At 61.7% G+C, this 25796-nt stretch carries 21 protein-coding genes and 3 pseudogenes; 9 read left to right on the top strand and 15 right to left on the bottom strand.

What is annotated here, in order from left to right:
• Position 1 precedes the first annotated feature (1 nt).
• The gene (gene fdnG, locus NKH80_RS07450) at positions 2–3088 is read right to left on the bottom strand and encodes a formate dehydrogenase-N subunit alpha (protein WP_352701537.1); all 3087 of its coding nucleotides are present in this window, start codon (positions 3086–3088) and stop codon (positions 2–4) included.
• Positions 3089–3559: 471 nt separating this feature from the next.
• On the opposite strand from fdnG, the gene selD reads away from it, so the two are divergent.
• From selD to NKH80_RS07435, 3 genes and pseudogenes are all read left to right on the top strand, one after another.
• The gene (gene selD, locus NKH80_RS07445) at positions 3560–4636 is read left to right on the top strand and encodes a selenide, water dikinase SelD (RefSeq protein ID WP_352880264.1); all 1077 of its coding nucleotides are present in this window, start codon (positions 3560–3562) and stop codon (positions 4634–4636) included.
• 373 nt (positions 4637–5009) lie between these two features.
• A pseudogene (locus tag NKH80_RS07440) lies at positions 5010–5213 on the top strand (adenylate/guanylate cyclase domain-containing protein); the annotation flags it as partial.
• A gap of 46 nt (positions 5214–5259) precedes the next feature.
• Positions 5260–5531: pseudogene (locus NKH80_RS07435) on the top strand (hypothetical protein); the annotation flags it as partial.
• A gap of 39 nt (positions 5532–5570) precedes the next feature.
• On the opposite strand, the gene NKH80_RS07430 reads toward NKH80_RS07435, so the two are convergent.
• From NKH80_RS07430 to NKH80_RS07420, 3 genes are all read right to left on the bottom strand, one after another.
• Positions 5571–6365, bottom strand: coding sequence for an SDR family NAD(P)-dependent oxidoreductase (locus tag NKH80_RS07430; protein WP_352990621.1), 795 nt, complete (start codon positions 6363–6365; stop codon positions 5571–5573).
• Positions 6366–6408: 43 nt separating this feature from the next.
• The gene (locus tag NKH80_RS07425) at positions 6409–6906 is read right to left on the bottom strand and encodes an SRPBCC domain-containing protein (RefSeq protein ID WP_352990618.1); all 498 of its coding nucleotides are present in this window, start codon (positions 6904–6906) and stop codon (positions 6409–6411) included.
• 110 nt (positions 6907–7016) lie between these two features.
• Positions 7017–7766 (bottom strand): SDR family oxidoreductase, encoded by a 750-nt coding sequence (locus NKH80_RS07420; protein ID WP_352990615.1) that lies wholly within the window; start codon positions 7764–7766, stop codon positions 7017–7019.
• A gap of 299 nt (positions 7767–8065) precedes the next feature.
• Here NKH80_RS07420 and NKH80_RS07415 point away from each other — a divergent pair.
• The 3 genes and pseudogenes from NKH80_RS07415 to NKH80_RS07405 all read left to right on the top strand — a co-directional run.
• Positions 8066–8272: pseudogene (locus tag NKH80_RS07415) on the top strand (LysR family transcriptional regulator); the annotation flags it as partial.
• Between the two features lie 154 nt (positions 8273–8426).
• Positions 8427–9044 (top strand): NADPH-dependent F420 reductase, encoded by a 618-nt coding sequence (locus NKH80_RS07410; protein ID WP_502900927.1) that lies wholly within the window; start codon positions 8427–8429, stop codon positions 9042–9044.
• A gap of 3 nt (positions 9045–9047) precedes the next feature.
• On the top strand, positions 9048–9551 hold the full coding sequence (locus NKH80_RS07405; RefSeq protein ID WP_352750972.1) for an SRPBCC domain-containing protein: 504 nt from the start codon (positions 9048–9050) through the stop codon (positions 9549–9551).
• A 473-nt stretch (positions 9552–10024) separates the two neighbouring features.
• Here the strand turns inward: NKH80_RS07405 and NKH80_RS07400 are convergent, their stop codons facing one another.
• A complete protein-coding gene (locus NKH80_RS07400) occupies positions 10025–10942 on the bottom strand; it encodes an NADP-dependent oxidoreductase (protein ID WP_352480611.1) in 918 nt (305 codons plus the stop codon).
• Positions 10943–11194: 252 nt separating this feature from the next.
• Between NKH80_RS07400 and NKH80_RS07395 the strand changes: the two genes are divergently transcribed.
• A complete protein-coding gene (locus NKH80_RS07395) occupies positions 11195–11428 on the top strand; it encodes a hypothetical protein (RefSeq protein ID WP_352507602.1) in 234 nt (77 codons plus the stop codon).
• Between the two features lie 821 nt (positions 11429–12249).
• Here NKH80_RS07395 and NKH80_RS07390 read toward each other — a convergent pair.
• The 10 genes from NKH80_RS07390 to NKH80_RS07345 all read right to left on the bottom strand — a co-directional run bounded on the left by NKH80_RS07390 (position 12250) and on the right by NKH80_RS07345 (position 24271).
• Positions 12250–13299, bottom strand: a complete 1050-nt coding sequence (locus tag NKH80_RS07390; RefSeq protein ID WP_352820457.1) for an L-idonate 5-dehydrogenase — start codon at positions 13297–13299, stop codon at positions 12250–12252.
• Positions 13296–14702: a TRAP transporter large permease gene (locus tag NKH80_RS07385; RefSeq protein WP_352990609.1), complete on the bottom strand. Its 1407-nt coding sequence runs from the start codon at positions 14700–14702 to the stop codon at positions 13296–13298. Before NKH80_RS07385 ends, NKH80_RS07390 begins: the two co-directional genes overlap by 4 nt.
• Positions 14703–14705: 3 nt before the next feature.
• Entirely contained in the window at positions 14706–15278 is a 573-nt protein-coding gene (locus tag NKH80_RS07380) for a TRAP transporter small permease (RefSeq protein WP_352508693.1), read from the bottom strand.
• A gap of 142 nt (positions 15279–15420) precedes the next feature.
• Entirely contained in the window at positions 15421–16395 is a 975-nt protein-coding gene (locus NKH80_RS07375) for a sialic acid TRAP transporter substrate-binding protein SiaP (RefSeq protein ID WP_502894239.1), read from the bottom strand.
• Positions 16396–16446: 51 nt separating this feature from the next.
• Complete coding sequence (locus tag NKH80_RS07370) at positions 16447–17166, bottom strand: FadR/GntR family transcriptional regulator (protein WP_352990606.1); 720 nt, start codon at positions 17164–17166, stop codon at positions 16447–16449.
• Positions 17167–17340: 174 nt separating this feature from the next.
• Positions 17341–18246 carry a DMT family transporter gene (locus NKH80_RS07365; protein WP_352898760.1) on the bottom strand — a complete coding sequence of 302 codons (906 nt, stop codon included), beginning with the start codon at positions 18244–18246 and terminating at the stop codon, positions 17341–17343.
• 87 nt (positions 18247–18333) lie between these two features.
• A complete protein-coding gene (locus NKH80_RS07360; protein WP_352990604.1) occupies positions 18334–20934 on the bottom strand; it encodes a TRAP transporter permease in 2601 nt (866 codons plus the stop codon).
• Between the two features lie 56 nt (positions 20935–20990).
• Positions 20991–21944, bottom strand: coding sequence for a TAXI family TRAP transporter solute-binding subunit (locus NKH80_RS07355; protein WP_352990601.1), 954 nt, complete (start codon positions 21942–21944; stop codon positions 20991–20993).
• Positions 21945–22037: 93 nt separating this feature from the next.
• Positions 22038–23369 (bottom strand): aspartate aminotransferase family protein, encoded by a 1332-nt coding sequence (locus NKH80_RS07350; protein ID WP_352990598.1) that lies wholly within the window; start codon positions 23367–23369, stop codon positions 22038–22040.
• A complete protein-coding gene (locus NKH80_RS07345) occupies positions 23366–24271 on the bottom strand; it encodes a MurR/RpiR family transcriptional regulator (RefSeq protein WP_352990595.1) in 906 nt (301 codons plus the stop codon). Before NKH80_RS07345 ends, NKH80_RS07350 begins: the two co-directional genes overlap by 4 nt.
• A gap of 95 nt (positions 24272–24366) precedes the next feature.
• Here NKH80_RS07345 and NKH80_RS07340 point away from each other — a divergent pair, with 95 nt between their 5' ends.
• On the top strand, positions 24367–25215 hold the full coding sequence (locus tag NKH80_RS07340) for a beta-keto acid cleavage family enzyme (protein WP_352807707.1): 849 nt from the start codon (positions 24367–24369) through the stop codon (positions 25213–25215).
• Positions 25216–25382: 167 nt separating this feature from the next.
• Positions 25383–25775 carry a GFA family protein gene (locus NKH80_RS07335; RefSeq protein WP_352508686.1) on the top strand — a complete coding sequence of 131 codons (393 nt, stop codon included), beginning with the start codon at positions 25383–25385 and terminating at the stop codon, positions 25773–25775.
• Positions 25776–25796: the final 21 nt, after the last annotated feature.

Below are 25796 nucleotides of genomic sequence, written 5' to 3'. Positions count from 1 at the left end.
CCTACGCTACCGGCCCGGCGATGGGCTCGATGTTGACAAGGAACGCCTTGTATTCCGGCGTCTCGATGTTGGCGTCGCCGACAAAGGGGGTGAGCATGTTCGGGCCAAAGCCTTTCTTCGCCGCTCCCGTGAAGCCCCAGTGCAGCGGTATCCCGACGATGTGGACGGTCTTGCCATCGCAGGTGAGCGGCCTGATCCGCTTGGTCACCATGGCCTTCGCCACAACGGAACCGCGTTTCGACCAGACGCGCACCCAGCCGCCTTTGGTGATGCCCTTCTCGGCCGCAAGCTGTTCCGAAATTTCCACGAAAAACTCCGGCTGCATCACCGCATTGGTGATGACGTGCTTGGTCCAGAAGTGGAAATGCTCGGTCAGTCGGTAGGAGGTCGCCGCGTAGGGGAACTCCTGCGAAGCCGATTCGGCGAACTGGGCCATATCGCCTTCGAACACCCGCGCTGCGGGGTTGCCGCGGACTTTGGGAGCTATCGGGTTCGCGATGGGCGACTCGAATGGCTCGTAATGCGCCGGGAATGGTCCGTCGCGCATCATGCCCCGGGTAAAGAGGCGCGAGACGCCTTCCGGATTCATGATGAACGGGCCTACTTGATCGGGCTTTGCCGTTGGCAAGATGTCGGGGACATCGTAGCCCGACCATTTCGTGCCGTCCCATTCGATCACCTTGCGGCTTGGATCCCAAGCCTTTCCGGCGAGGTCAGCCGACGCCCTGTTGTAGAGAATGCGGCGGTTGGCGGGCCATGAGAACGCCCATTTGGAATAGGCGCCGGTTTCGTCAGGATCGGTGGTGTCCCGCCTGGCCATGTTGTTGCCGTTTTCGTTGAAGCAGCCGGAATAGATCCAGCAGCCGCAGGAGGTGGAGCCGTCGTCGCGCAGCGCGGCGAAGCCCGGCAAGAGCTTTCCGGCCTCGGCCAGCACCTTTGTCGGGTCGGCCGTATCGGTTACCCTGGCGAGCGCCCTGCCATTGATCTCCTGGGCGAGCTCCTCGGCCTTCGGATCGCCGGGATCGGCATAAGGCCAATTGAGCTTGACGATCGGATCGGCGAAGGCACCACCTTCCTTGGTGTAGAGCTCCTTCAGGCGCAAATAGAGCTGCGCCATGATCCAGGTATCGCGTTTGGCCTCGCCGGGGGGCGTGCCGCCGGCCCAATGCCACTGCAGCCAGCGCCCCGAATTGACCAGCGAGCCGTCATCCTCGGCGAAGCAGGTGGAGGGAAGCTGGTAGACTTCCGTCTGAATCTGCGACGGATCGACATCGTTGTACGGCCCGTGGTTCTCCCAGAACCGGCCCGTCTCCGTGTCCAACGGATCCATGATGACGAGGTATTTGAGCTTCGAGAGGGACTCGATCACCTTCTTCTTGTTCGGAGCTGCCTGTAGTGGGTTGAAGCCCTGGCAGAAATAGCCGTTCATCTTGCCCTGGTGCATAAGCTCGAAAGCCCGCAGCAGATCGTAGCCCGGCAGGTCGAGCTTCGGCAGGAAGTCATAGGCGAAATCGTTCTCCGGTGTTGCGGCATTGCCCCACATCGACTTTTGGAAGCTTACGAAGAACTTCCTGTAGTTCTGCCAGTAGCTCATCTGGTTCGGCCGGAGCGGCTTGAAGCCCCGGGTCGACATGTAGGCTGCCAGATCGACCTCCTTCTCAGTCGGCAGCGTCAGATAGCCGGGCAGCAGGTTCGACATCAGCCCGAGGTCGGTCAGCCCCTGGATGTTGGAGTGACCGCGAAGCGCGTTCATGCCGCCGCCGCGTATACCGATGTTGCCGAGAACAAGCTGCAGCATCGCCATGGCGCGGATGTTCTGCGAGCCCTTCGAGTGTTGCGTCCAGCCGAGTGCGTACATCGAGGTCATCGCCTTGGTCGGAGACGACGTCTCGGCGACCATCGCGGCCACCTTCAGGAACCGGTCCTTCGGTGTCCCGCAGATGCGCTCGACCATCTCCGGCGTGTAGACCGCGACATGCTTCTTGAGCAGATTCCAGACGCAGCGGGGATTGGCCAATGTCGCGTCGACAACGGCAAAGCCGTCCGAGCCTATGTCATAGTCCCAACTGGACTTGTCATAGTCTCGCTTCGCCTCGTTATAGCCCGAGAAGAGGCCATCCTGATAGGTGAAGCCCTCCTTGACAACATATGTCGCGTTGGTGAAGGCCTTCAGATAGTCCCATTGCACCTTGTCGTTCTGGATGCAGTAGTTGATCAGCCCGAGCAGGAAGGCGATGTCCGTTCCCTGGCGGATCGGCGCGTAAAGATCCGATACCGAAGCCGAGCGCGTGAAGCGCGGGTCGATGACGATGAGCTTGGCGCCGCGGTTGGCCTTCGCCTCCGTGACCCATTTGAAGCCGCAAGGATGCGCTTCGGCGGCATTGCCGCCCATGATGACGACGAGATCCGTGTTCCTGATGTCGGTCCAGGAATTCGTCATTGCGCCGCGGCCGAATGTTGGGGCGAGACTCGCCACCGTCGGGCCGTGTCAGACACGTGCCTGGTTGTCGAACACCAGCATGCCCGCGCTGCGGACCACCTTGTAGGTCGCGAACGCGGTTTCATTGGTCGAAGCCGAGGCGGCGAGGAAGCCGGTGGTGATCCACCGGTTGACCGTCACGCCGTCATTGTTTGTCGCGACGAAGTTCTTGTCGCGATCGTCCTTCATCAGGCGGGCGATGCGGCTGAGTGCGTCTTCCCAGCTTATCGGCTCGAACTTGTCCGAGCCCGGTTTGCGGATCATCGGATGTTGCAGACGGGTCGGCGACTTGACAAATCCGAGCAGGGCCGACCCTTTGGGGCACAAGGTGCCGCGATTGGTCGGATGATCAGTGTCACCCTCGATATGGGTGATCTCGGCTGGCTCGCCCTTTCTGAGATCACCCTTCGAATACAAGATTATGCCGCAAGCCACCGAGCAGTATGGACAGGTATTGCGTGTTTCGATGGTGTTCGCGAGCTTGAAGGACCGTATGGCCGCCGCGTGTGCGGCCTCGCTATCGCCGAAGCCGAGGGCTCCGAGCGTAGTACCGGCGAGACCCGCGCCTGCTGTTTGCAGGAACGCGCGTCGAGAAAGATCGATGTTCATGGTTTCCTCCCGAAGCCGATGCCCCACAAGGCAACTCGAACCAACGGTTCAATCCGGGTAACTAGTCTCGGACCAAATAAAATCAATGCCAAAGAACGAGGTGCGTACGGTGCAGCAAAAGTGCCCTCCGAACGGCCTTCGCAGCAGGTTCGTGCCCGCAAATCGGCACTGTGTATTATTGTCGAATTTCTTGTCTTGTTTTCGTGACCGCGACTGCGATTGACGAAAACGAACGTATTATAATAAAGTAAAGCGTGGCGATGAAACAGCTCCCGCGGGTCGGGGCGCCTTTCGATCTATACCCAATGACGGCGGTGCCTCGCACGCCGGGTACGGTCCTTGCCTTTCCTAACTCAACAAAATCCGCTGAGCGCAAGCGTGCTCCAAACGTGCCGTGCGTCGGGCGATCGTATTTTCCATTCCGGTTGACTTTGATCCCTACTTAAGCCTGCCAGCAGAGGAGGCTCGACCATGGCAATCGCCCTCTCGCCTGAAATCACGGAAGCGCCCGTTGTGCGCCTGACCAGCCTCGCCCATGGCGGCGGTTGCGGCTGCAAGCTGGCACCGTCAGTGCTGCAGCAGCTTCTCGCCGATCCGGCGGCTGCCAGTCCCTATCATCAGCTTCTCGTCGGCACGGAAACCGGCGACGATGCGGCAGTCTGGCAGCTCGACGGCGCGACTTGCGTCATTGCGACCACCGACTTCTTCATGCCGATGGTAGATAACCCCTACGATTTCGGCCGGATTGCCGCAACCAACGCCCTGTCCGATATCTATGCGATGGGTGGCCGGCCGATCATGGCGTTGGCTATACTCGGCATGCCTCTCGACAAGATCCCGACGCTCATGGTCCGCGAAATCCTGAAAGGTGGCGAAGCTGTCTGCGCCAACGCCGGAATCCCGGTTGCCGGCGGCCATTCAATCGACTCGCCGGAGCCGATTTACGGCCTTGCAGTCATCGGCACATGCCGACCCGAGGATATCCGACGCAATTCTGATACCAGGCCGGGCGACACCTTGATCCTGACGAAAGGGCTCGGTGTCGGCATCTATTCCGCCGCCATCAAGATGCAGGCGCTTTCCGAGAGCGGCTATCGCGAAATGATCGCCTCCACCACCCTTCTCAACCGGATCGGAGCGGAGCTGGCGCAGGACGCGAGCGTCCACGCGGTCACCGACGTGACCGGATTTGGCTTGCTCGGACATGCCCTCGAGATGGCACGCGGTTCCGGGTGCACGCTGATGATTTGCAGCCGCGACGTGCCGCTGTTTTCCGAAGCTGTCTCGCTCGCGGTCGACGGCCACGTTACCGGCGCATCCTGGCGCAACTGGGCGAGTTATGGCGACGCGGTAAGCTTACCTCCCGGCATGCCCGAGTGGCGACGCCACCTTCTCACGGACCCACAGACTTCGGGCGGGTTGCTGGTTGCTTGCGAGACCGACTGCGCAGCGGCGCTCGTCGAGAGGATCGTCGCGGACGGGTACCCTTCGGCTCGCATCATCGGCCATGCCAGGCCCGGCGCGCCGACAATAGTAGTAGAGGCCTGAACGAATCGGCGAAGCTCGTGGCGAACTATCTTATAAAGCATTGAAATAATGATAACGGTGGGCCCGGAGGACGTTTTGGCTTCGCGGCATTCACATGAATTCCAATGTTTTTCGATGTTTTGTCCTATCTACGGCGCCAGATTCCACCCGATCAAACGCCTCGCTCACCGTTAACGGAAAAGGGAGGGCCATGACGTGTTTCAGTCTCAAGTTGGAAGGTCGCATGGCGCATTGACGATACTTTGCGACGAGCAAGGAGGGTCTCGATTTGGAGCCGGAGGCGGATTGGCAGCTTCGAGGCTTGGATTATCAGAAGCGGGCCTTCAGTAATCACGTGTCTTCCTGTTATTATGGACACGAGGAGATGCCCCCTGTGAGCGAGAACCGCAAGTTAGCCGCGATCCTGGCCGCCGACGTGGTCGGGTACAGCCGGCTAGCGAGCGCGGATGAAGACCGTACTTTGGCCAGGTTGCGGGCACTGCGCAGCGACCTGATCGACCCGACCATCGCTGTCCACAACGGACGCCTGATCAAGCGCACAGGCAATGGCGCACTGGTCGAGTTCCGCTGTGTGGTAGTGGTGCGCTAACAGCCGCTACGGATGAGGACGGACAAGCAGTGCGCTGGAAGGCGTCAGGCCTCTGTTCACCTGCCAAGCACAGCTCGCACATTCCACGGTGGTTTCAGGCTTTGTCGATAGCCTTGACGAGCCGCGCACGCCTTATATCTCGCCGAAGCACCCGTCGCAGGCACTGGGTGTGAAGGTGGCCAACCTGGCCCAGTTGACGGTGTCCACCGCAACACGCTCCGTAACCCGTCATCGGAGCGCCTGCAGGGTCGGATGCGCGAGATGGTGAAAGTGATCTCGGCCGCGACGGAACTCACTGGCGACGTCGACTCGCGCTAGGGAAGCTGGTTTATAATCCGTACACTTTTAGACGATTGACCGAAGTACACCGCCGTCGACGCGCAGACCGGCGCCACTCGTCGCTGACGCTTGCTCCGAACAAACGTAAACAACCATGTTGGCAACTTCTTCGGTCGTCGCAAATCGATTGATCAGTGTTGTCGGGCGCATCGTCGTCAAGAACACTTGCTCCGCTTCCTCTTGGCTGATGCCTTGCGAGTGCGCCAGCTCATTCATCATATTCGACAGGATTTCGGACCTCGTTGGGCCGGGGAGGACCGCGTTAACTGTAACACCCGTTCCGGCGACCGCTTCGGCAAGCCCCCTCGAAATAGCGAGTTGCGCCGTCTTGGTCATGCCATAGTCGATCATCTCTTTCGGGACGTTGAGTGCGGATTCGCTGCTGATGAATACGACCCGTCCCCAACCCCGCGCAGTCATCTTCGGCACATAGTGGCGTGCGGCGCGAACGCCACTCATGACGTTGAGCTGGAAGAGGCTTAGCCAGTCGTCATCGGCGAGATCGAAGAAGGTCTTCGGGCGCGCTGTGCCCACATTGTTGACGAGGATATCCGCATCGGGCGCCTGTGCGAACAGAGCTCCGGCCCCTTCGGCTGTCTCCAGATCAGCCGCAACGCCCGTCAGACCAGCCTGTGGGAAAAGCTCGCGAATCTCGCGAAGCGCTGTGGCGACGCGTTCCTCGCCACGGCCGTTGATCACAACCGAAGCGCCCGCGCGCGCCAGTCCTTCGGCGATGGCGCGACCGATGCCCGCCGTGGAACCCGTTACAACGGCCTTGCGGCCCTTAAGATCGATATTCATGAGTCTATTCCTTCAATTTCGGACTGCGACAGCGACGGCTGTTTTACTTGATGTGTGAGGCAGTGCGTTCGGTTGCGACCTTGGCGAGATCCTCAAGGAGCTTCTCGTGCGTGCGCCAAAAAACGTCGGGGGCCTTCTTGGCCAATTCGATCCAGAACGGGCCCCGCATCGTCTCCTCGGTCCAGAGGTGGCATCCATTCGCCGTGGGTGTGATAATCCATGCGTGATAGGCCTTCGAAGTCACCGCCGCCTTGGGGTAGCCGCCCCACGCGATGCGCGTCATGGGCTCGAACTCCTGCACTGACGCGAAGACGTCCTGGCCGGCCAGGTTGGTTTCGAACCGTGTGCCAAGGCGAAGCGATTCGTGCCCATCAAGCAACTGCACGTGTTCGACGCCCGGGTAGAAGCCAGGCCAAGCGGCGGGATCTACGAGCAACGACCAGATCGTTTCAGCAGAGGCCGCGACCTCAAGTTCGTTGGTGAAATGGATCGGGGATCGGCTGGGCGTCAGGTCTGCCGGCCATTTGATTGCCTTGAACATGTTGTTCTCCGTGTTGGGACAAAAAACGAGAAAAGTGCCCTACCTGCCTGCGCGAAGTGGTCGGCCGATGCCGAAATTAGCGGCGGCCCCTCAGCGCCAGCGGCCCGGGCTCACACCTGCGCAAAGCCCCCGTCGACGGTCAGCTCGATGCCGGTCACGAACGAACTGTCGTCGGACGCGAGGTAGAGCGCGGCCGCAGCGATATCGTTGGCTTGACCGTTCCTGCCCAGCGGCGTGTCGAGGGCAGTGTGCGCGAAAAAGGCATCGCTCTGCTCCTGGGACAGCCCGGCATTTATGCCAATGGGCGTTTCGGTGTTCCCGGGGGCGAGCGCGTTTACGCGGATATGGCGGGCCTTCAGATCCGAGGTAAGGGTCCGCGCGAGGGAGCGGACCGCAGCTTTGGTGGCCGAGTAGACGCTGAAAGCCGGAGCGCCCTTCGAGCCCGACACCGACGACGTGAGAATGATCGAGGCGCCGTCTCGGAGCACCGGCAACAGCGTTTGCACGGTGAAGAATGTGCCCTTCAAATTGGTCGTGACGGTTCGATCGAACGCTTCTTCGCTCACTTCGCCGACCGGCGCGAACGTAGCGACGCCGGCATTGGCAAACAGGACGTCGGCGAAGCCGTAGGTCTTGGCGGCGTGGTCGCGAAGAGCAGCGAGATCTGCCATCTTCGTGATGTTGGCGAGGACCGGATCCAGGCCCCGCCCCAACGCCTGCGCGGCACGTCGAACCTTCTCGCCGTGCTGGTCCACCATCACGACTACTGCGCCCTCGGCCGCAAACCGCTTCGCGGTGGCAAGGCCGATGCCGCTTGCCGCACCTGTGACAACGGCTATCCGACCATCAAGTCTTCCCATGTCGGTTTCTCCTTTTCGTTCGTCCAGGGCCGACGATCATCTCGCCCCCTCGCAAGCAAATGGGATCGAACGCGCTCAGGCGGGATTGACGATTTCTCGACAGCGGCTGTGCGTTGGCGCACCGCCTGTTCCCAGGGGATGGTGTTCGCACTGGCTGCGAATGCCGCAGAATAGCCGATTGCCGAGGTATGGGAGCTGCAGCGAAACTAGAACTGTGGAGGTCGACGAAGAGGTTCGCACCATTCATGCTATTTAATACGTGTTTCAACACCGCACCTTGCGGTGCAAGGTTGCACCACATGATCGACTGGGACGACGTTCGCTACTTTCTTGTCATCTCGCGCGAAGGTTCGGTTCGGGCCGCCGCTGAGCGCCTCAAGGTAAACCACTCGACTGTGCTGCGACGCATTGCCCAACTGGAACAGCGCCTCGGCGCGTACCTGTTCGAGAAGCTACCCTCAGGCTATCGTCTCACGGATGCGGGTGAGGGAGTCCTCGAGTTCGCTGTCCCTGGCCACGGGTGTCGAGCTCCACTGGGACGCCGAAGCGCGACCAATCCGTGAATGGTGCGCCGATGCACAGCCGCTGTTGAGAAATCGTCAATCCCGGTTGAGGCTCCACGACCTTAGCTAAGCTCCAGGACGTACCGGCAATTCGCCGATCTGGAGATATGAAATGACTTACGCAATCATAGGCGCCGGGGCCGTCGGTCAGGCGCTCGCGAAAAGGTTCGCCCGCAAGGGTATCGAAGTGGCCATAGCAAGCACACGTGCGCCCAAGGCGCTCGCGCCGCTCGCAACGGCCATCGGAACCACGGTCATCCCCAGCTCCCTGAACGAAGCGCTCAAGGCCGACATTATCCTGCTGGCTGTTCCGTTCTGGGCGCACGGGGAGATTGCGAACACTGCCAAGGACTGGCGGGGCAAGATCATTATCGATGTGACGAACGCCTACGGCGTCTCACCAAACGATTTGGGCAGCCTCCCGTCTTCGGCCGTAGTCGCCAAGGCGTTTGGCGCTGCCGCGCTTGTCAAGGCGTTCAACCACCTGCCTGCAGGCGTCCTTGCTCAGGAGCCCTCCATCGGCGGCTGGCGGCGAGTGGTTTTTCTCTCCAGCGACAATGACAGCGCCCTTCCGGTGGTGTCCACGCTGGTCGAGCAACTCGGCTATGCACCGGTCAACCTTGGAAGGCTCGCAGAGGGTGGGCTGCTCATTCAGGCGCGAGGAAACACCTGGGCGCCTTTAATTTTCAAAGATCTCTTCAAGAAGCAGGCTTGAGCCATGTATGATCGTGTAAAATGGCCTGACCATTTCGACCCGAAGATTTCGTCGATCTACGCGCTCAATGACATTGACGTGAAAGCGCCGCCTGAAGTGGTGTGGGAGCTGCTGGTCGACGCCGAGAACTGGTCGAGCTACTTTCCTCCAGAGGATCAGGTCAAGATCCTGACCGGTGAGCCTAAACTGGCGCTCGGAACCAGATTCAGTCGGGTGACGGTTGGATTTCCGATGAGCCTTGTCGTGACGGAGTGCGAGCCCGGCCACAGGCTCGCGTGGAAAACGGTGGTCGACGGCGACGAGACCGGCTCGACCGCCTATCACGGTTGGGTCATCACTCCCAAGGACACGGGTTGCCATGTGCTGACGGAAGAGACGCAGCAGGGCCCTTGGTTCCTCGACGTGCTCGGACACAAGCACCCCGGTGGGCTCTACCGCTATCATCAGCAGTGGGTCGAAGACCTTGCTCGCGCTGCCGAGGCGGAAGCGGCGAGGACGGCACGCTAATTCCGCATCTGCGTCTTCTTCGCTCGCGGCTGATTTTAGGGCCTCCGCCTTAGGAACATCCCCGCGATAAGAAGCGGTCACGTGCTTGCATGACACGCTCTCTATCGGCGAATGCCCGCTTCGCCAAGGCAGGCGCGCAAGTTGCGGATGTCACGGCTTTGGCACGAACTCGAGCAACGGCGCGTAGGGCGGCCCCACAAGCGGTGGATAGCGGCGGTAGGTGTTGTAGACCGCTCCGTCCTCCCTCGCGAAGACGCTCCCCCCCTGCGCTCACCGACACGGCCGACTGGAGGTCCGGCGCATAGTCCTGCAGCCATCGCGGGGCCTCGCGGAGGGGAACAGCGCCAATACACCGAGCGACACGGAGAGTCTAAGCGACGAAGACCGGCATGGCCGAGGCAATTATCTTGCTAATGGTATCTTGCTGACGGGAGTAGACGAGGAGAGAGGAGCCGCCCTCTCTCCCCGAGTTCTTACGGACGAACGCTGATGACTGTCTTTCCCGTGCGTCGCTCGGTTGAGTTGAAGGTGGCGACGGCATCATCCATGCTCGAGACCTTGCCGATGTTCGTCCGCAGTCGTCCATCCCGGATCCGCTGAACTATCTCCGAAAGCTGGGCTCGATCAGCCTCGACGACGAAGTCAACCGTCAGGCCATCTGCAGGTCGAATATCCGTTGGTCCGACGACTGTCACAAGCGTCCCTCCGGCCCGGACCAGCGTTGCGGACCGTTTCTGAATATCGCCGCCGATGACATCGAACACCAGATCGACACCGCCGACCTCTTCCAAGGTGTCATTCCCGAGATCGATGAATTCATTTGCACCAAAGTCGAGCGCCTTCTGGCGGTCAGCGGCGCGTCCGGTGCCAATGACATAAGCTCCGGCCTCCCTTGCAAGCTGCGCCACCATCGAACCGACGGCACCGGCCGCGCCATGCACGAGAACGCTCTGCCCCGCCCGAAGGCGGCCGTGCTGGAACAGTCCCTGCCACGCGGTCAGGCCGGAGATCGGCAAGCTTGCGCCAACCGTGAAGTCGACGTCGCCGGGCAGCGGTGCGAGATTGCGTGCCTCCATGGCGACATACTCGGCGAGCGTGCCGTCGCGATGCCAGTCGGCGAGGCCGAACACCCGCTGACCGATCGAAAGCCCCGTGGTGCCGTAGCCGAGGGCCGTGACCACACCGGCCAGCTCATGGCCGAGGATCGACGGCGTCCGGTCATGGAAGGCCCGATCGGCCCAGGTCGAAGGCCACTCCAGTTCGGTGTTGACGAATCCCGCCGCATGAACTTGTACGACGACATCGTTTATTGCCGCCTGTGGTTCGGGCCGCTGCCCCAGCTTCATTCCGGCCGTTCCTGCAGCCTGGTCCGTCACTACGATCGCTTTCATGGGAATTGTCTCCTCAGTGATTTGTTGGTTCGGGGTAAATTGCTGGCGTGGAGGGTCTGTTCGATCTCTCACGCAGTTAGACTAGGTCCCCATAAAGGTATGTCATCACGCCGAGCCGCAGCACGCCGTCGTCGCCGGTCGAGTAATACCGCTACTTCAGCGCCGCCGACAGGATTCCAATGACGGTCTCATCGGTATCGGCGAGCCGCGAATCCATGCTAAGCCGCCGCCCTGTATGAAAGGACGACATCTGTGAGCGAACTGACCGTGGCCGAGGCGACCGAAAGTATCTATGCCTCGCTCCGGGCGGGCAATGCCGACATCGACGCAGGTATCGCGACGCTCAAGGCAGCGCTCACACGAGAGGGGATAAAACAGGCGGTGTTCGATCCGACCAAGTTGGCGCAGAACAATCGCTCGGGCCGCAAGTTGATGCAGGCTTATTTTCGGCAGCGCGGCGTGAGCGTGAGGTTTTCGGACCAATAAAACCGAGCGCGGGCGATCTCAGGCGCGCCGTTGGGAGTGATGGGCCAATCCGGCGATCTGCCAACTGTAGTCGTGACTGCGCCGCTTACCAGACATGAGACCATGCACGCTCACAGATCGACCCTCGCAATCCTGAAGCCGGAGGAACCAGCAAGAGCGCCGAGCAGCAGAGGCGCTCAGTCGAAGCGTCTCTCCAGCTGCCGTGCTTCAAACTATTGCAAGACGTTCAAATTTGACCTTCCGCATTCATGCTCTGTCGAGCGTATCTCTTAGAGGCGCTTAAACCTTCTGCGCCGTAGGTTTTTGTCGGGCTGAATCGCCGTCAGCGACGATGACGACGAAATAGGAGAACGCAAATGGCTCGCAATCACGTTGAACGTCTTAGAGAATTCAGGGAAATTCTGGTCGCGACTCGACGCGAAGGAGTCCGTAACGTGCACCATACTCGCGACGCAATGCGGGCAAGTGGCTTTCAAATTGGCGACAGCGACGGCTCCAGCTACGGAGTCGAGCTGAAGGCCTCCAAGAGGAAATCGAGGCAGTCGATCGCGCCATCGAAGACGAGAAGCGGTTGGCCTTGACACTCGAGAGCGCGGCCCAATCCCGCCGGCCGATTAAGCCGAGAGTCGTGAAAGGAACATAGAATCAGGTACGAATCGCTCCTGGTCGTTCGAATCTGTCCAGCATCTTCGCGCGCGCCGGCATGGCCCACACGCCACGTTTGGAAGGCGCGAGGCCGCTCCGTCGCACATCCTCTGTTTGTACCTGCACCGTGAAGCGCCAATGGGCTCGTAAAAAACAGGGACGTTGCGAATCCTCAATCAGTCCGCGGTCAGCACAACCTTGACACTTTGAGCGCGGTCGGCGCCAAGTCGGAAGGCATCGGGGGCGGAGGAAAGCGTGCGCTCCGCCGTCACCAGCTTTAGGACGTCCACCTCCCGTGACACAATGAGGTCGACTGCGCGACCGAACTCGCTGCCGAAGCGGAAGGTGCCTTTGAGGTCGATCTCCTTGGCCATCACCGCATTGGCGGGCAGCGGGATCTGGCCACCGGGAAGATTGCCGACCTGGACCACCGTGCCGCCGCGCCGGACGCTGGCGATTGCCGCGGCAAGGCCTGCGGCAGTGCCTGAAATCTCGAACGCCACATCAAGGGAACCGCCGGCCGCGAGCGACTGGATCTCGGCGTCCCCGCTGGCAAGGTCGATCGTCCTGTCGGCGCCCAACCTGCGGGCGAAGGCGAGCGGCGCGGCGGCGATATCGACGACGATCAGTTCAGCGCAGCCGGCAAGCCTGGCCGCGAGCATGGTCAAGAGGCCAATGGGACCGGCACCGAACAGGACGACGTTGCGGCCCCTGATGTCGCCGGCCCGCGCGACGGCGTGCAGGCTGACCGCCAGCGGTTCGGCAAGTGCGGCCGCCTGGTAGGCCACATCAGATGGAACCTTGAAACATTGCGCGGGCGTGACGTCGAACAGACTGGCGAAGCCGCCCTGCATATGCGGCGTCTTCGATGCCGAGCCCATGAAGTAGATGTTTTCGCAGAGATTGGCGCGGCCTTCCAGGCATCGCGCGCAATGCCCGCACCAGCGTGACGGATTGACCGCGACGTGGTCGCCGACGCCCAGGCCGGGTGCCGCGCCGTTGATCTGGACGATTTCGCCGGAGATTTCATGGCCGAGGACAAGCGGCGAGGTCACAACGAAGTCGCCGGTGCGGGCATGGCGGAAATAATGCAGGTCGGAGCCGCAGATGCCCCCGGCCCCGAAGCGCACACGCACCATGCCTGGTGCGAGCGGTTCGAGCGGATGCTCCACGACGCGCAGGTCCTGCGGGCCGAACAGCGTTGCGGCGATCACCTGGCCACTCACCGGATCAAGCCCATCTCGGTCGGCAGCCAAAGCGTAATGGCGGGTATGAAGGTGATCAGAAGCAGCGCCACGATAAGCGGCACCAGCCACGGCAGGATCGCCATGGTGGTGCGCTCGACCGAGAGCTTGGCGACGCGTGACAGCACGAACAGCACCATGCCGAGCGGCGGGTGCAAAAGCCCGATCATCAGATTGAGCGTCATAATCAGCCCGAAATGTACCGGGTTGATGCCGTAGACGGCGGCGACCGGCAGCAGGATCGGCACCAGAATCGTGATCGCGGCGATCGTATCGAGGAAGCAGCCGACCACCAGCATCAGGATGTTGACCAGGATCAGGAAGACCCACTTGTTTTCGGTGAGGGCGAAAATGAAGTTCGAAAACAGCTGTGCCGCCTGGCTGACGGTAAGCAGCCAGGCGAAGATCGATGCGGCGGTAACGATGAACAGTACGGAGGCGGTCGTCTCGATCGTGTCAAAGCTGGCCTTGGCAAGCAAGCGCAACGTCATCGTGCGGTAGCGCACCAGCCCGAGGAAAAGCGACCAGATCACAGCCGCCATTGCCGCCTCCGTCGGCGTGAACCAGCCCATCGTCATGCCGCCGATCAGGATGACCGGCGTCATCAGCGCCATGACCGCGGAGAAATCGAAATACCAGTCCGCGGCGATCAGCAGCAGCAGCACGATGCCGACCGCGATGTTGATCGACAGGCCAAGCTGCACAAGCACGTAACAGCCAATCGGAAAGGCAGCCACCACCAGCACCTCGCCCGCCGCTTCGGCGAGCCGCCGAAGCTCGAAAGGCGTGTCGGAACCCCAGCCGCGATTGTAGGCAAAGATGGCAACCGTAATCATCATCAGCACGGTCATGACCACGCCGGGCAGGATGCCGGCCATGAACAGGGCACCGATCGAGACATTGGCCATCATGCCGTAGATGACGAAGGGCAGCGAGGGCGGAAAGATCGGCCCGAGCGTGGCGGAAGCGGCGGTGACGCCAACCGCGGCGTCGATAGGATAGCCGTGGTCCTTCATCGCCTTGATCTCGATGGTGCCGATACCGGCGGCGTCGGCGAGCGCGGTACCCGACATGCCGGAAAAGATCACCGATCCGATGATGTTGACCTGCGCCAGGCCGCCCTTCATCCAGCCGACCAGGGCAAGGGCGAAGGAATAGATACGCCCGGTGACGCCGGCGATGTTCATGAGGTTGCCGGCCAGGATGAAGAAGGGCACGGCGAGCAGCGGAAAGCTCTCCACCCCGGCGATCATGCGCTGGGCTGCGATGATGTCGGGCGCCACGCCGTAGATGACGAGGTAAAGGATCGAGGCGGCCGCCATCGAAACAGCGACCGGCACGCCGATGAGCATCAGGACAAGAAAACCCCCGACCAGAAGCAGCATCGCTCAGACCCCCGCCGTCTCGAACGCACCAGGACGCTCGAGCACCGAATAGCCGCGCCGGTAATTGCCGATAAAGACCTGGATCGAGCGCAGAAGCATCAGCACGAAGCCGGCCAGTACGGCGTAGAAGAACCAGCGCCGCGGCAGGTTGACGGTGACCATGCGCTCATGCGCCACGATCGTGACGTAGCGCCACATCAGCCAGGATCCGTAGGCGAAGAATGCGATGCGGATGATATCGACGGCGAGGGCTAGCCAGCGGCCGACGCGCTCCGGCAGATAGTGGTAAAGCACGTCGACGTGGATATGGCGCGAAAGGCGCACGCACATGGCGGCGCCTAGAAAGACAACGACGACGAGCGCGTTGATGGCGATCTCCTCGGTCCACGCAAAGCTGTTGTTCAGCGCATAACGGGTGAAGAACTGCAGGAAGACACAGACGACCATGCCCCAGAACACGGCAAGCGTGACCCAGTCCTCGATACCGTGGTCCGACAGGTCGACGCGTATCGGCACTTCCTCGAAGGCATGCGCAATCTCTTCGACGGTGATCTCGGTGTGGTGTTCCTCGGCCATTGGCGCGCACTCCCGAAGCTGGTGGATCGTCAAGGATTGGAAGGCCGTCCGGCGCAATTTGAGGCCGGACGGATGGGCAGGTTAAAGCGGCGAATCCGATTGCCGCTCTATCCTCTTGATTGAGCATCCAGTTTCCGATGCTCTACTTGATAGCGCGGATCGCTTCCCAATCGGCCTTGTTGTACCCGAACTCCTCGAAGGTGACCTTCTCCAACACATTCTTCTCGAAGTCGGCACGGTCGACATCCGTTACGGTGATGCCGCGGTCCTTGAATACCTGCACCAGTTCCTTTTCGCGGGCGACGATCTTCGCCGTGGCGCGGGCGGCAGCCTCCTGCATCACCTCGGTAAAGATCTTCTTGTCCTCGTCGGACAGCGAGGCCCAGCGCGACGCCGATATGATGGTGTTGAGATGATCGACGATATGGCCAGTTAGCACGATATTCTTCTGCACCTCGTAGAATTTCTTCGCCTCGATGGTGGTCAGCGGGTTCTCCTGGGCCTCGACCGTGCCGTTCTGCAGAGCCAGATAGACCTCGGCGAAGGCAATCGGCGCCGTGTTGGCCCCGCAGGCACGCGGCATGGCCAGATAGGCCGGCACGTCGGGAACGCGCATCTTCAAGCCCTGCATGTCGGAGCACTTGGCGATCGGCCGGTTCGAGGTGGTCTGCCGCGTCCCGTAATAGGTGGTGGCGACGATGTGATTGCCGGTCTTGTCCTCATAGCCCTTGGTCAGGGCCTTGTAGACGTCGCTTTTGGTGTATTTCAGCAGATGGTCGGCATCGCGGAAAGTGTACGGGAAATAGGTGACGCCGATCGGTGGATATTCGCGCGCCGCGAAGCTCGATCCGGAAATGATGATATCGACGGTGCCGAGCATCAGGCCCTGGTTGATGTCGGCTTCCTTGCCAAGCTGCGAGGCCGGATAGACGTCGATGGCGTAGCGGCCCTGGGTGCGCTTCTTGATTTCGTCGGCAGCCCACACGGATTCGGTGTGGAAGGGCTCCGTCGTCTCGTAGACATGTGCCCATTTCAGGACCGTTTCCGCCGAGGCCGACGCCATGGGTATGGCAATTGCGGCGATCGCACCGAGCAGAACTGCGTATTTTCTCAGCATCTAATTCCTCCCTGGTTGAATTTGACGGCCGGATCTCCCCCAGGCCAACTGCTATTCCGCAACCTCCTTGGCTGCGGCTCTCTCATCGAAATTGCGTGAGAATCTGATTTGCGACTGGCGCAGATGCTGCTGCATGGCGGCCTTGGCCCGCTCGGGGTCGCGCGAGGCAATTGCATCGCGCACGGCACGATGTTCCCTTGCCGCGACCTGCCAGGAATCGCTGGTCTCGAAATAGATCGACAGGCGTTCGAAGTACGGGTTCATGCGCTGGTCGAAAAGCTCGCCGATGAAGCGCACCAGCACCGCGTTCTCGAGAATGCCGGCGACAGCGGTATGGAATTCCCGGTCGAGCGTAATGGTCATCTTGTTGGGGTGACGCATGGCCTCCATCCGGCGCAGCACGTCGTCGAGCCGTTCGATGTCTGCAGGCCGGACATGGAGGGCCGCTTCGGCAGCGATCGCGCCTTCGACGAATTCGCGCGCGCGCAACAGCTCGAACGGGCCTTCCTCGACTTCGGGTTCGGAGGCGGCGGCGCTCGGCGGATCGGTGACGTAGATGCCCGAGCCGACGCGGATGCGTATGCGGCCTTCGACCTCCAACGCTATCAGCGCTTCACGGACCGTCGGGCGGGAAATTCCGAGTTGGTCGGCCAGATCCCGCTCGGTCGGCAGACGGTCGCCGACGGAAAACTCGCCGGCATCGATCAGCTGCCTGAGCTGATCGGCGACCTGTCGGTATAGTCGGCGAGGTTCAACAGCCTGGATCGGCATGCGCGTCTAATTCCCCTCCCCGGCCGCCCTGGTACATTGGTCTGACCCATTGACCACAGCCTAAACTGACGACCCAGAGAGTCAAGCTGGATAAAAAGACAGAAGAAGAAGGCGCCCCGCCCGATCTATCCGGTGCACCTATGTGGCGGGGGCCGCGCAGCGGCATTGCATGCGTCAGCGTCGTCCTCCTCGAATGACCAGGACGTTTCCGGCGGCGACGAGGACGAGCCCGATGATCGCGTACGCAGTCCAGGCATAGCCTTCCAGTGCCGTGGAGATCAAAAGCGCAAATACGGGAAATATGACGGTCGCATAGCCGGCACGGGCGCCGCCAATGCGTCCGAGCAGCGTCAGGTAGGCGGCGAAAGCCACGACCGTCGATATGACGGCGAGGAAGACCAGCGAGCCGATATAAGAGGCGGTCGTCGCGAACACGAACGGCTCACCGAACAGGAAGGCCAGGAACGCCGACCACAAAGTGCCGTAGAGCATGCCCCAGGCGTTGGTTGAAACGAGCGGCAGGTCGCGGCGCTGGTTTGCGACGGAGACGAGATTGCCTGCGCAGAAGCTCAACGTTCCGCAGAGGCACAGAAGAAGGCCCACCAACGTCCCGCCTGAAAGCCCGTTGGCAGCAATTTCGGGGAAGAACATCAGCGCTATGCCGGCGAAGCCGATGACGCCGCCGGCGAGAATGCGCGGCGCCGGGCGCTCGCCAATGACCAAGGCACCGAGCAGCATGTTGATGACCGAGGCGAGCGAGAAGACGACCGAGAGCAAGCCGCTGACGAGATAGCCGGCGCCATAATAGAAAAACAGGAAGTTCGACGAGAAAATGAGGATGCCAAGTACAGCAAAGCGCAGATGATCGGTGATCGGGAAGCGGAGCCGCCGACCGGAGAAACCCGCCCAGGCAAACATCAGCAGCGTGGCGATGGCGAAGCGCCAGACCAGATTGACCTCGTTCGACACGCCGCTGCCGACCTGAAGTTCGATCGCGAACCACGATGCGCTCCAGGCAATGACCGTTAGTGCGTAAAGCCCATAGTCGACGGGTTCGAAGGGGCGGTCGCGCGTCGTCATGCGCATTTCCGCATTAGCCGGTTCCGCGGCGCCGTTTGGTTCTCTTGTTACTGACATGCTGGCGAGCCTCTTCCGCTCACAAGACGCTTACGGGCCGACTGTCCGCCTTCGCCGCTTCTGAACCCAGAAGACGAGACCGAGCAACAGCAGGGCTGGAACCGCGAACCAATAGCGTGACGGCCGCTCCGCGGGCACTAGCACCTGGTTGATTTCGTCGCCGGGCTGCAGGCCGAATTTGGCCGCCTGGCTGCCCAGTCGCACGACGCCGACCATCACGCTGTCGCCGAGCGCGCTGACGTCCAGCCCCACAGCCTTCAGGCGTTCGGCCGATGAATTTGCGGGCCCGAGTTGTAGCCGAACCAGCTTCGATATCTCATCGCCGTTGAGGTTCAGTGTCGTCAGGCGCAGGCGAACCGCTCCGCCTTCGGCTGTCTCGTCGACGATACGGCTGAGTTCGGAGGGAGGCACTGCCCGATAAGGTTCGCTCACCTGATCGAGCAACAATCCCGGTCTGAACAAGATGAAACAGGCCAGAAGCAACGCAATCGTCTCGTACCAGCGGTTGCGCACGAGCATCCAATTCTGCGTCGCTGCTACAAACGAGACCATGGCCAGCGTCGATGTCACGACCATCGCAACGAAGTCGAACGGCCCTTCGAGATCGATCATCAGCAGTCCGGTGTTGAAGATGAAGATGAACGGCAAGAGGCCGGTACGGATCTCGTACTTGAAACCCTGAATCCCGGTCTTCACCGGATCGGCGCCGGAAATTGCCGCAGCAGCATAAGCCGCCAGCCCCACCGGCGGCGTCACGTCCGCCATCAGCCCGAAATAGAAAACGAACATGTGGACGGCGACCAGCGGCACGGCAAGATCGTTCTGCGCCGCCAAATCGACGATGACCGGCGCCATCAAGGTGGCGACGACGACATAGCTCGCGGTGGTCGGCATGCCCATGCCGAGAATGATGCAGATCACCGCGGTGAACAAAAGCATGACGATGAAGCTGCCGCCCGAGATGAATTCGACGAGCTCGGTCATCACCAGCCCGATGCCGGTGAGCAGGACCGTGCCGACGATGATGCCGGCCGTCGCAGTGGCAATGCCGACCGTCGTCATGTTGCGCGCAGCGGCGGACAGGCCACCGACCAGATCGTCGAAACCGTGAAGCCAATGCCGTGCCAGCGCTCGGTCCTTGCGGAAAAAGGCGGTGAGCGGCCGTTGCGTGACGATCAGCGCCATCAGGGCGACAACGCCCCAGAATGCCGAGAGGCCCGGCGAGAGCTCCTCCACCATCAGGCACCAGATCAGCAGAATCACCGGAAGCAGAAAATGCAATCCAGTGCGCGCCGTCTCGCCGAAGTGCGGAATCCTGACGATCTCGCCCTCCAGATCCTCGAGCGGCAGGTCGGGATAGCGCGCCCGGTAGGCGACAAGGCCGATGTAAACGGCGATCAGCGCGGCAGTGATCATCCAGGTCGCGGCCGCGCCGAAAACGATCTTCGTCCAGCCGATGCCGTAATAGACAAGCCCTGCGAGGACGATGAAGCCGCATATGCCCATCAGCCCGCGCAGTGCACCCTGAAATGCGGAGTGCGTGCGGCGTGACGGCAGGCCCTTCATCCCTGTCTTCATCGCTTCGATATCGACGATGTAGAACAACGATCCGTAGGTCAGCAGCGCCGGATAGAAGGCGTGCTTGACCACCTCGGCATAGGAGATGCCGACATATTCCGCGATCAGGAACGCGGCGGCGCCCATCACAGGAGGCATCAGCTGACCATTGACGCCGGCCGCGCATTCGATGGCGCCCGCCTTCACCGCAGAATATCCGACCCGTCGCATCAGCGGGATGGTGAAGGTTCCGGTGGTCACGACATTGGCGATCGACGAGCCGGAAATCATGCCGGTCAGGCCGGAAGCCACGACACCGGCCTTGGCCGGACCGCCGCGGTATTTGCCGAGCAGCGAGAAGGCAAGCTGGATGAAAAAGCCGCCGGCGCCGGCGCGCTCCAGCAATGTTCCGAACAGAACGAACATGAAGACGACATTGGTGGACACGCCGAGGGCGACACCGAACACCCCCTCGGACGTCAGCCACATCTGCGAGGCTGCGCGCGATAACGTCGCGCCCTTGTGGCCGAGCAGGCCAGGAAGGTGAGGCCCGGCGAAAATATAGATCAGCATGATCGCCGCGATGACAGTGATGGCAGGCCCGACGGCGCGACGGGCGGCCTCGAGCAGGATGAGGACGCCGGCGATAGATACGACCAGGTCAGCTGTAGTGGGAAGCCCCGGCCGGTGGGCGATATCGCTATAAAAGACCAGCAGATAGAGGGCGGACGCCGCCCCGGCGATGCCTAGCACCCAGTCGGGTAGCGGCACCCGGCTGCGCGATGAGGTCTTGAAGGCGGGAAACGTCAGCATCGCCAGAAACAGGGCGAAGGCCAGATGGATGGAGCGGGCGATGCCGTCGCTGACAACGCCGAAATTGAGCATGAACGGAAGGGGCGAGGCATACCAAAGCTGGAACAGCGACCATGCAAGCGATACGCCGAGGATCAGCTTCGCGGTGCGGCCGGTCGGCTTGCGCCCACCGGTGTCGGCTTCCGCGACGATCTCGCTGAGCTTGTCGATGTCGATAACGGGTTGGTCAGGCGCTGCCGCCCGCTGGCTTTGATCTGTCATCGTTCCCCACATTTATTTGCGATGCGAGGCGCCCTTGGCGCCTCGCATTGAAAGCCTCAGAGCCAGCCCTTCTCCTTGTAATAGCGCTCCGCGCCCGGATGCATTGGCGCCGACAGACCGGTCTTGATCATCTCCTTGGGATCGAGATTGGCGAAAGCCGGATGCAGTTTCTTGAAGTCGTCGAAATTTTCGAAGACCGACTTCACCAGCTCGTAAACCACCTCATCGGGGGTACTGGCATTCGTCACCACGGTGGCGCGGACGCCGAATGTCTTCACGTCGTCCGGGTTATTGGCGTACATGCCACCCTTGATGGTGGCGACTGAATAGTACGGATGAGCTGCCAACAGCGCGTCCACTGCCGGACCGGTCAGCGGGATGAGTTTGGCGCCGCAGGCCGTGGTCGGATCCTGGATCGCGGCGGAAGGATGACCAACGCCGTAGAAGAAACCGTCGATCTTGTTGTCGCACAGCGCGCTGCCCTGCTCATCCGCCTTCAGCTCCGCGGCAAGCGAGAAATCGCCGAGCGTCCAGCCCATCTGCTTCAGCAACTCCTCCATCGACGAGCGGGTGCCTGACCCGGGGTTGCCGACGTTGAAGCGTTTGCCTTTGAAGTCCTCGAATTTGGTGACGCCGGCATCGGGCCGCGCCAGCACGGTAAACGGCTCGGGATGGACGGAGAAGACGGCCCGCAGATCCTTGAACGGCTTGCCTTCGAAATTTCCGGTCCCCTCATAGGCCTGGTACTGGACGTCCGATTGGGTCAAGCCGAAATCGAGGTCGCCGGTCTGGATGGAGTTGACGTTGAAGACCGAACCGCCGGTCGACTCGGTCGAGCATCGGATGCCGGTTTTCTGCCGGTCCTTGTTCATCAGCCGGCAAATGGCGCCGCCGACGGCATAGTAGACGCCGGTGACCCCGCCGGTGCCGACCGTGACGAAGCGCTGCTCGGCTCTGACGGACGGCAGCGCCAGCAGCATGCAAGCCGCCGCGCCGATCAGGGTTTTCATTGGACTGTACATGGTTGCTACCTCTCTGGTGGGTGTCCCGGCCCATCGCCGATGACGCGTTGGAACTGATTGAGGCGGTCCGCGTCGTGCGGGTCAGGCCGCTGAAGCGATCGCAGCGTCGATCGCCTCACCGAGCCGTTCGACGATCCGATCGATATCCTGTCTGGAAATGATGAAAGGCGGCGCCACAAGCACATGAACGCCCCGCACACCGTCAATCGTCCCGGCCATCGGATAAATCATCAGGCCGCGGGCCATTGCTTCGCGCTTGATGCGAGCGTTGAGTTCAAATCTCTGGTCGAACGGTTCCTTGCTGGCGCGATCGACCACCAGCTCGATTCCCCTGAACAGACCTCGTCCGCGAATGTCGCCGACGTGATGGTGATTATCAAAGCGCTGGTGCAGGCGCTCGTCGAGCTGCGCGCCCATTGCACTGACGTTGTCGAGCAGGCGGTCGCGCCGGATGACCTCCTGCACGGCAAGGCCGGCCGCCGCCGCCATTGGATGCCCCATATAGGTATGTCCATGCTGGAAGAAGCCCGAACCCTGGGCAAAGGCTTCGAAGATATGCCGGCCAAGCAGCACCGCGCCGATCGGCTGGTAGCCACCGCCGAGCCCCTTGGCGATGGTCAGCAGGTCGGGAGCGATGCCGTCCTGCTCGCACGCATGCAGCGTGCCGGTACGGCCCATGCCGCACATCACTTCGTCGAGAATGAGCAGCACGCCGTAGCGGTCGCAGATCGCGCGAATGTGCTTGAAATAATCGGCGACCGACGGCACGGCGCCGAGCGTGGCACCCACCACCGGCTCGGCGACAAAGGCGATGACCTCGTCCGGGCCGAGTTCAAGGATCTTGTCTTCGAGCTGCCGAGCGGCGCGCGCCGCATAGGCTTCGTCGCTTTCGCCATGCTTTTGATAGCGATAGGCGTAACAGGGGTCGATATGGTGGGTCTCGATCAGCAACGGCCTGAACTGGGCGCGCCGCCATTCGTTGCCGCCGGTGGCGAGAGCGCCGAGCGTATTGCCGTGATAGCTCTGCCGGCGAGCGATGAGATGGCGCCGTTGCGGCTCGCCTTTCTCGACAAAATATTGCCTGGCCATCTTGAGCGCGGCCTCGACCGCCTCCGAGCCGCCGCTGACCAGATAGACGTGGTCCAACCCTTTCGGCGCGTCCTCGACAAGCCGATCCGCCAAGCGCTCCGCCACCTCGGTGGTGAAGAAGCCGGTGTGTGCGTAGGCGATGCGGTCAAGCTGGGCGTGCAGCGCGGCGATCACGTCGGGATGACCGTGGCCGAGACAGGACACGGCGGCGCCGCCCGACGCGTCGATATAGGACTTGCCCTCGGCATCGAACAGTTCGATGCCTTGGCCGCGAGCGGCGACCGGCAGCGTCGAGTGGATGGTTCGATGAAGAATGTGTGTCATCGACGGTCCCTGATGGGCATTTTCTTCGGCGGACGCTGGTTCAGATGGGTCTTGAGGGCGGCGCCCTGCTCATCGAAACGTCGCAGCGACTCAACAGCGCCCTCGCCTGCCTGCCCCGCGACAAGAGCACCGAGGACCTCAGCAACGATGAAAGCTGGCGTCATGGTGTGGAAAAAGGACGGGCTGCCGGTCGGCACGACGACCAGGTGATCGGCAAGCAGCGCCAAGGGCGCTACCCCGCTGTCGGTAATCGCAATGACCGGTACGCCGCGGCCGGCAGCGTACTCGACAAGCTCGATGGTGAAGCGCGTGTAGGGCAGGACGCTGGCGGCGATCAGCACGTCGTCCCTGGTCGCATGGGCCAGAGCGTCGCCATCGGTTCCGCCGATGCCGTGCAGCAGCACCGATTTCTCGCCGATCAGCGACAGGATGTAATGCAGATGCCAGGCCACTGCGTGGCTTGAGCGCAGGCCGAGGCAATAGACGCGCCTTGCCGCACTGAGCGCCCTGGCCGTCTCGACCAGACGGTCGATCGACCTGCCTTCGGCGAGATGGGCAAGCTGGCTGGAAATCGAATCCAGAATATCGGCCGCCAGCGCGTGGTCGCCCTTGACCTTTTGGCTGGCGACCTGAAGGCCCGCCTTGCCGGCGAAACCGATTTCGCCGTCCCGGATCGCGGCGGCGTAGATATCGCGTACCGCCTCGTAGCCATCAAGGCCGAGATGCTGGGCCAGCCGCGTCATCGTCGCCGGCTGCACTCCTGCGTGCCGGGCCTGCTCGCGCATGGACAACAGCGCGACATCATACGGCTTATCAAGGACATAGCGCGCGGCGGACCGAAGCTGCGCCGACATGCCGTCGAAGGCAGTGACGATCTGTCCAGCAAGCTCTTCCTGGTCCATGGATATTGCTAGCTCGCCAGACCAGCGATTGCAACGTCTGTTTCAGTGTGATCAAAGATGATTCATATGAATCTTGTCGCTTACAGAACGTTCCCATGAAGCCGGCCCATGGTGTCGACGGCATCGCCATAGCCGTCGCCCCGAACGGGGGACGTCGGAGCAAGGCCGACCATCCGGCGATTCCGCTGACACCAGCCGAACTTGCGAGGACGGCCGCGGAATGCGCCGATGCCGGTGCGGCTATGATCCACGTTCATGTCCGCGACCGAAGCGGCAATCATCTGCTCGACGCCGACGCCTACCGCCAGGCGATCGCCGCCATCCGCGGTGCTGCCGGCGACCGCTTGGTAATCCAGATCACCTCCGAAGCACTCGGTATCTATTCGCCGGCCCAACAGATGGCCGTCGTACAAGATGTGAAGCCGCAAGCTGTCTCCCTGGCGCTTCGCGAAATCGTTCCTGATGCCGGATCGGAACTCGCCTTCGTGCGCTTCATGGCCTGGCTGCACACCGAGGGGGTTGCGCCACAGATCATCCTCTATTCGCCCGAGGAGGCCGTCAGGCTTTCGGACATGCAGCAACGCGGACTGACCCCTTGGGCAAGCATACCGGTTCTCTACGTGCTGGGCCGCTACACGCCGGGACAGACGTCCGTTCCTGCCGATCTCTTGCCATTCCTCGCGGCGAACATGCCGCGCTTCGATCATTGGAGCGTCTGCGCCTTCGGCCGTAACGAAGCGGCGTGCGTGACCGCCGCCGCATTGCTTGGGGGCCATGTCCGGGTCGGCTTCGAAAACAATCTTTTCCTTCCGAACGGCAGCATGGCCTCGTCCAACGCCGAGGCGGTAGCGACGGTCGCACGCATACTCGCCGACTGCGGAGTCAAGCTCGCCTCGGCCGCCGAGTTGGCGGCTCAATGGAACGCGCCGTTTCGTTCCATATGACAAACCAAAGCCTATTTTCGGCGGCAAGCTCGCATAAGGCATAGAGAGGCGGCTGCAATGTCATCGCCACGGAAGAACGACGTGTCCCCGCCCGCGGCGCGCCGATTGCAACAACAGTGCCGGTCGTTGTAACCATTCCGGCCGCTTGATTTTGGAGGAGACGCAGCATGGACCGATTCACCGGCGGTTGCCTGTGTGGCAACGTCCGAATTGTCGCGTCGGGGCGCCCATACCGGGTCGGTCTTTGTCACTGTCTCGACTGCCGCAAGCATCATGGAGCCCTTTTTCACGCTTCCGCGATATTTCCCGAAGATGCGGTGACGATCGACGGCGAAACACGCGACTATGCCGGGCGGTTTTTCTGTCCCCGCTGCGGCTCGACCGTTTTCGCCCGCACCGCCGACGAAGTCGAAGTGAACCTCGGATCCCTGGACGCGCCTGACCAACTGATGCCAACTTACGAAAGCTGGATCATCCGTCGCGAGTCCTGGTTGCCGCCGTTTCCGCTCACGAGACGATACGAGCGCGATCGTGACGCCACGGGTCGCTTTGAGGAATAGGTCGCACGAACCGTGCGACGG

The sequence above is a fragment of the Mesorhizobium sp. M0904 genome (assembly GCF_040319475.1).
In the GTDB taxonomy this organism is placed as follows: Bacteria; Pseudomonadota; Alphaproteobacteria; order Rhizobiales; family Rhizobiaceae; genus Mesorhizobium.
Note: the sequence above shows the minus strand (reverse complement) of the source record. Positions and strands in the feature narration are given on the sequence as shown.

Coding starts and splice junctions, on each gene's coding strand:
- NKH80_RS07420 (WP_352990615.1), bottom strand. CDS start 7,766: ATGGGAAGACTTGATGGTCGGATAGCCGTTGTCACAGGTGCGGCAAGC.
- NKH80_RS07430 (WP_352990621.1), bottom strand. CDS start 6,365: ATGAATATCGATCTTAAGGGCCGCAAGGCCGTTGTAACGGGTTCCACG.
- NKH80_RS07345 (WP_352990595.1), bottom strand. CDS start 24,271: ATGGACCAGGAAGAGCTTGCTGGACAGATCGTCACTGCCTTCGACGGC.
- NKH80_RS07380 (WP_352508693.1), bottom strand. CDS start 15,278: ATGGCCGAGGAACACCACACCGAGATCACCGTCGAAGAGATTGCGCAT.
- NKH80_RS07405 (WP_352750972.1), top strand. CDS start 9,048: ATGTATGATCGTGTAAAATGGCCTGACCATTTCGACCCGAAGATTTCG.
- NKH80_RS07400 (WP_352480611.1), bottom strand. CDS start 10,942: ATGAAAGCGATCGTAGTGACGGACCAGGCTGCAGGAACGGCCGGAATG.
- NKH80_RS07355 (WP_352990601.1), bottom strand. CDS start 21,944: ATGAAAACCCTGATCGGCGCGGCGGCTTGCATGCTGCTGGCGCTGCCG.
- NKH80_RS07370 (WP_352990606.1), bottom strand. CDS start 17,166: ATGCCGATCCAGGCTGTTGAACCTCGCCGACTATACCGACAGGTCGCC.
- NKH80_RS07425 (WP_352990618.1), bottom strand. CDS start 6,906: ATGTTCAAGGCAATCAAATGGCCGGCAGACCTGACGCCCAGCCGATCC.
- NKH80_RS07340 (WP_352807707.1), top strand. CDS start 24,367: ATGAAGCCGGCCCATGGTGTCGACGGCATCGCCATAGCCGTCGCCCCG.
- NKH80_RS07385 (WP_352990609.1), bottom strand. CDS start 14,702: ATGCTGCTTCTGGTCGGGGGTTTTCTTGTCCTGATGCTCATCGGCGTG.
- NKH80_RS07365 (WP_352898760.1), bottom strand. CDS start 18,246: ATGACGACGCGCGACCGCCCCTTCGAACCCGTCGACTATGGGCTTTAC.
- NKH80_RS07350 (WP_352990598.1), bottom strand. CDS start 23,369: ATGACACACATTCTTCATCGAACCATCCACTCGACGCTGCCGGTCGCC.
- NKH80_RS07360 (WP_352990604.1), bottom strand. CDS start 20,934: ATGACAGATCAAAGCCAGCGGGCGGCAGCGCCTGACCAACCCGTTATC.
- selD (WP_352880264.1), top strand. CDS start 3,560: ATGGCAATCGCCCTCTCGCCTGAAATCACGGAAGCGCCCGTTGTGCGC.
- NKH80_RS07375 (WP_502894239.1), bottom strand. CDS start 16,395: ATGCTGAGAAAATACGCAGTTCTGCTCGGTGCGATCGCCGCAATTGCC.
- NKH80_RS07335 (WP_352508686.1), top strand. CDS start 25,383: ATGGACCGATTCACCGGCGGTTGCCTGTGTGGCAACGTCCGAATTGTC.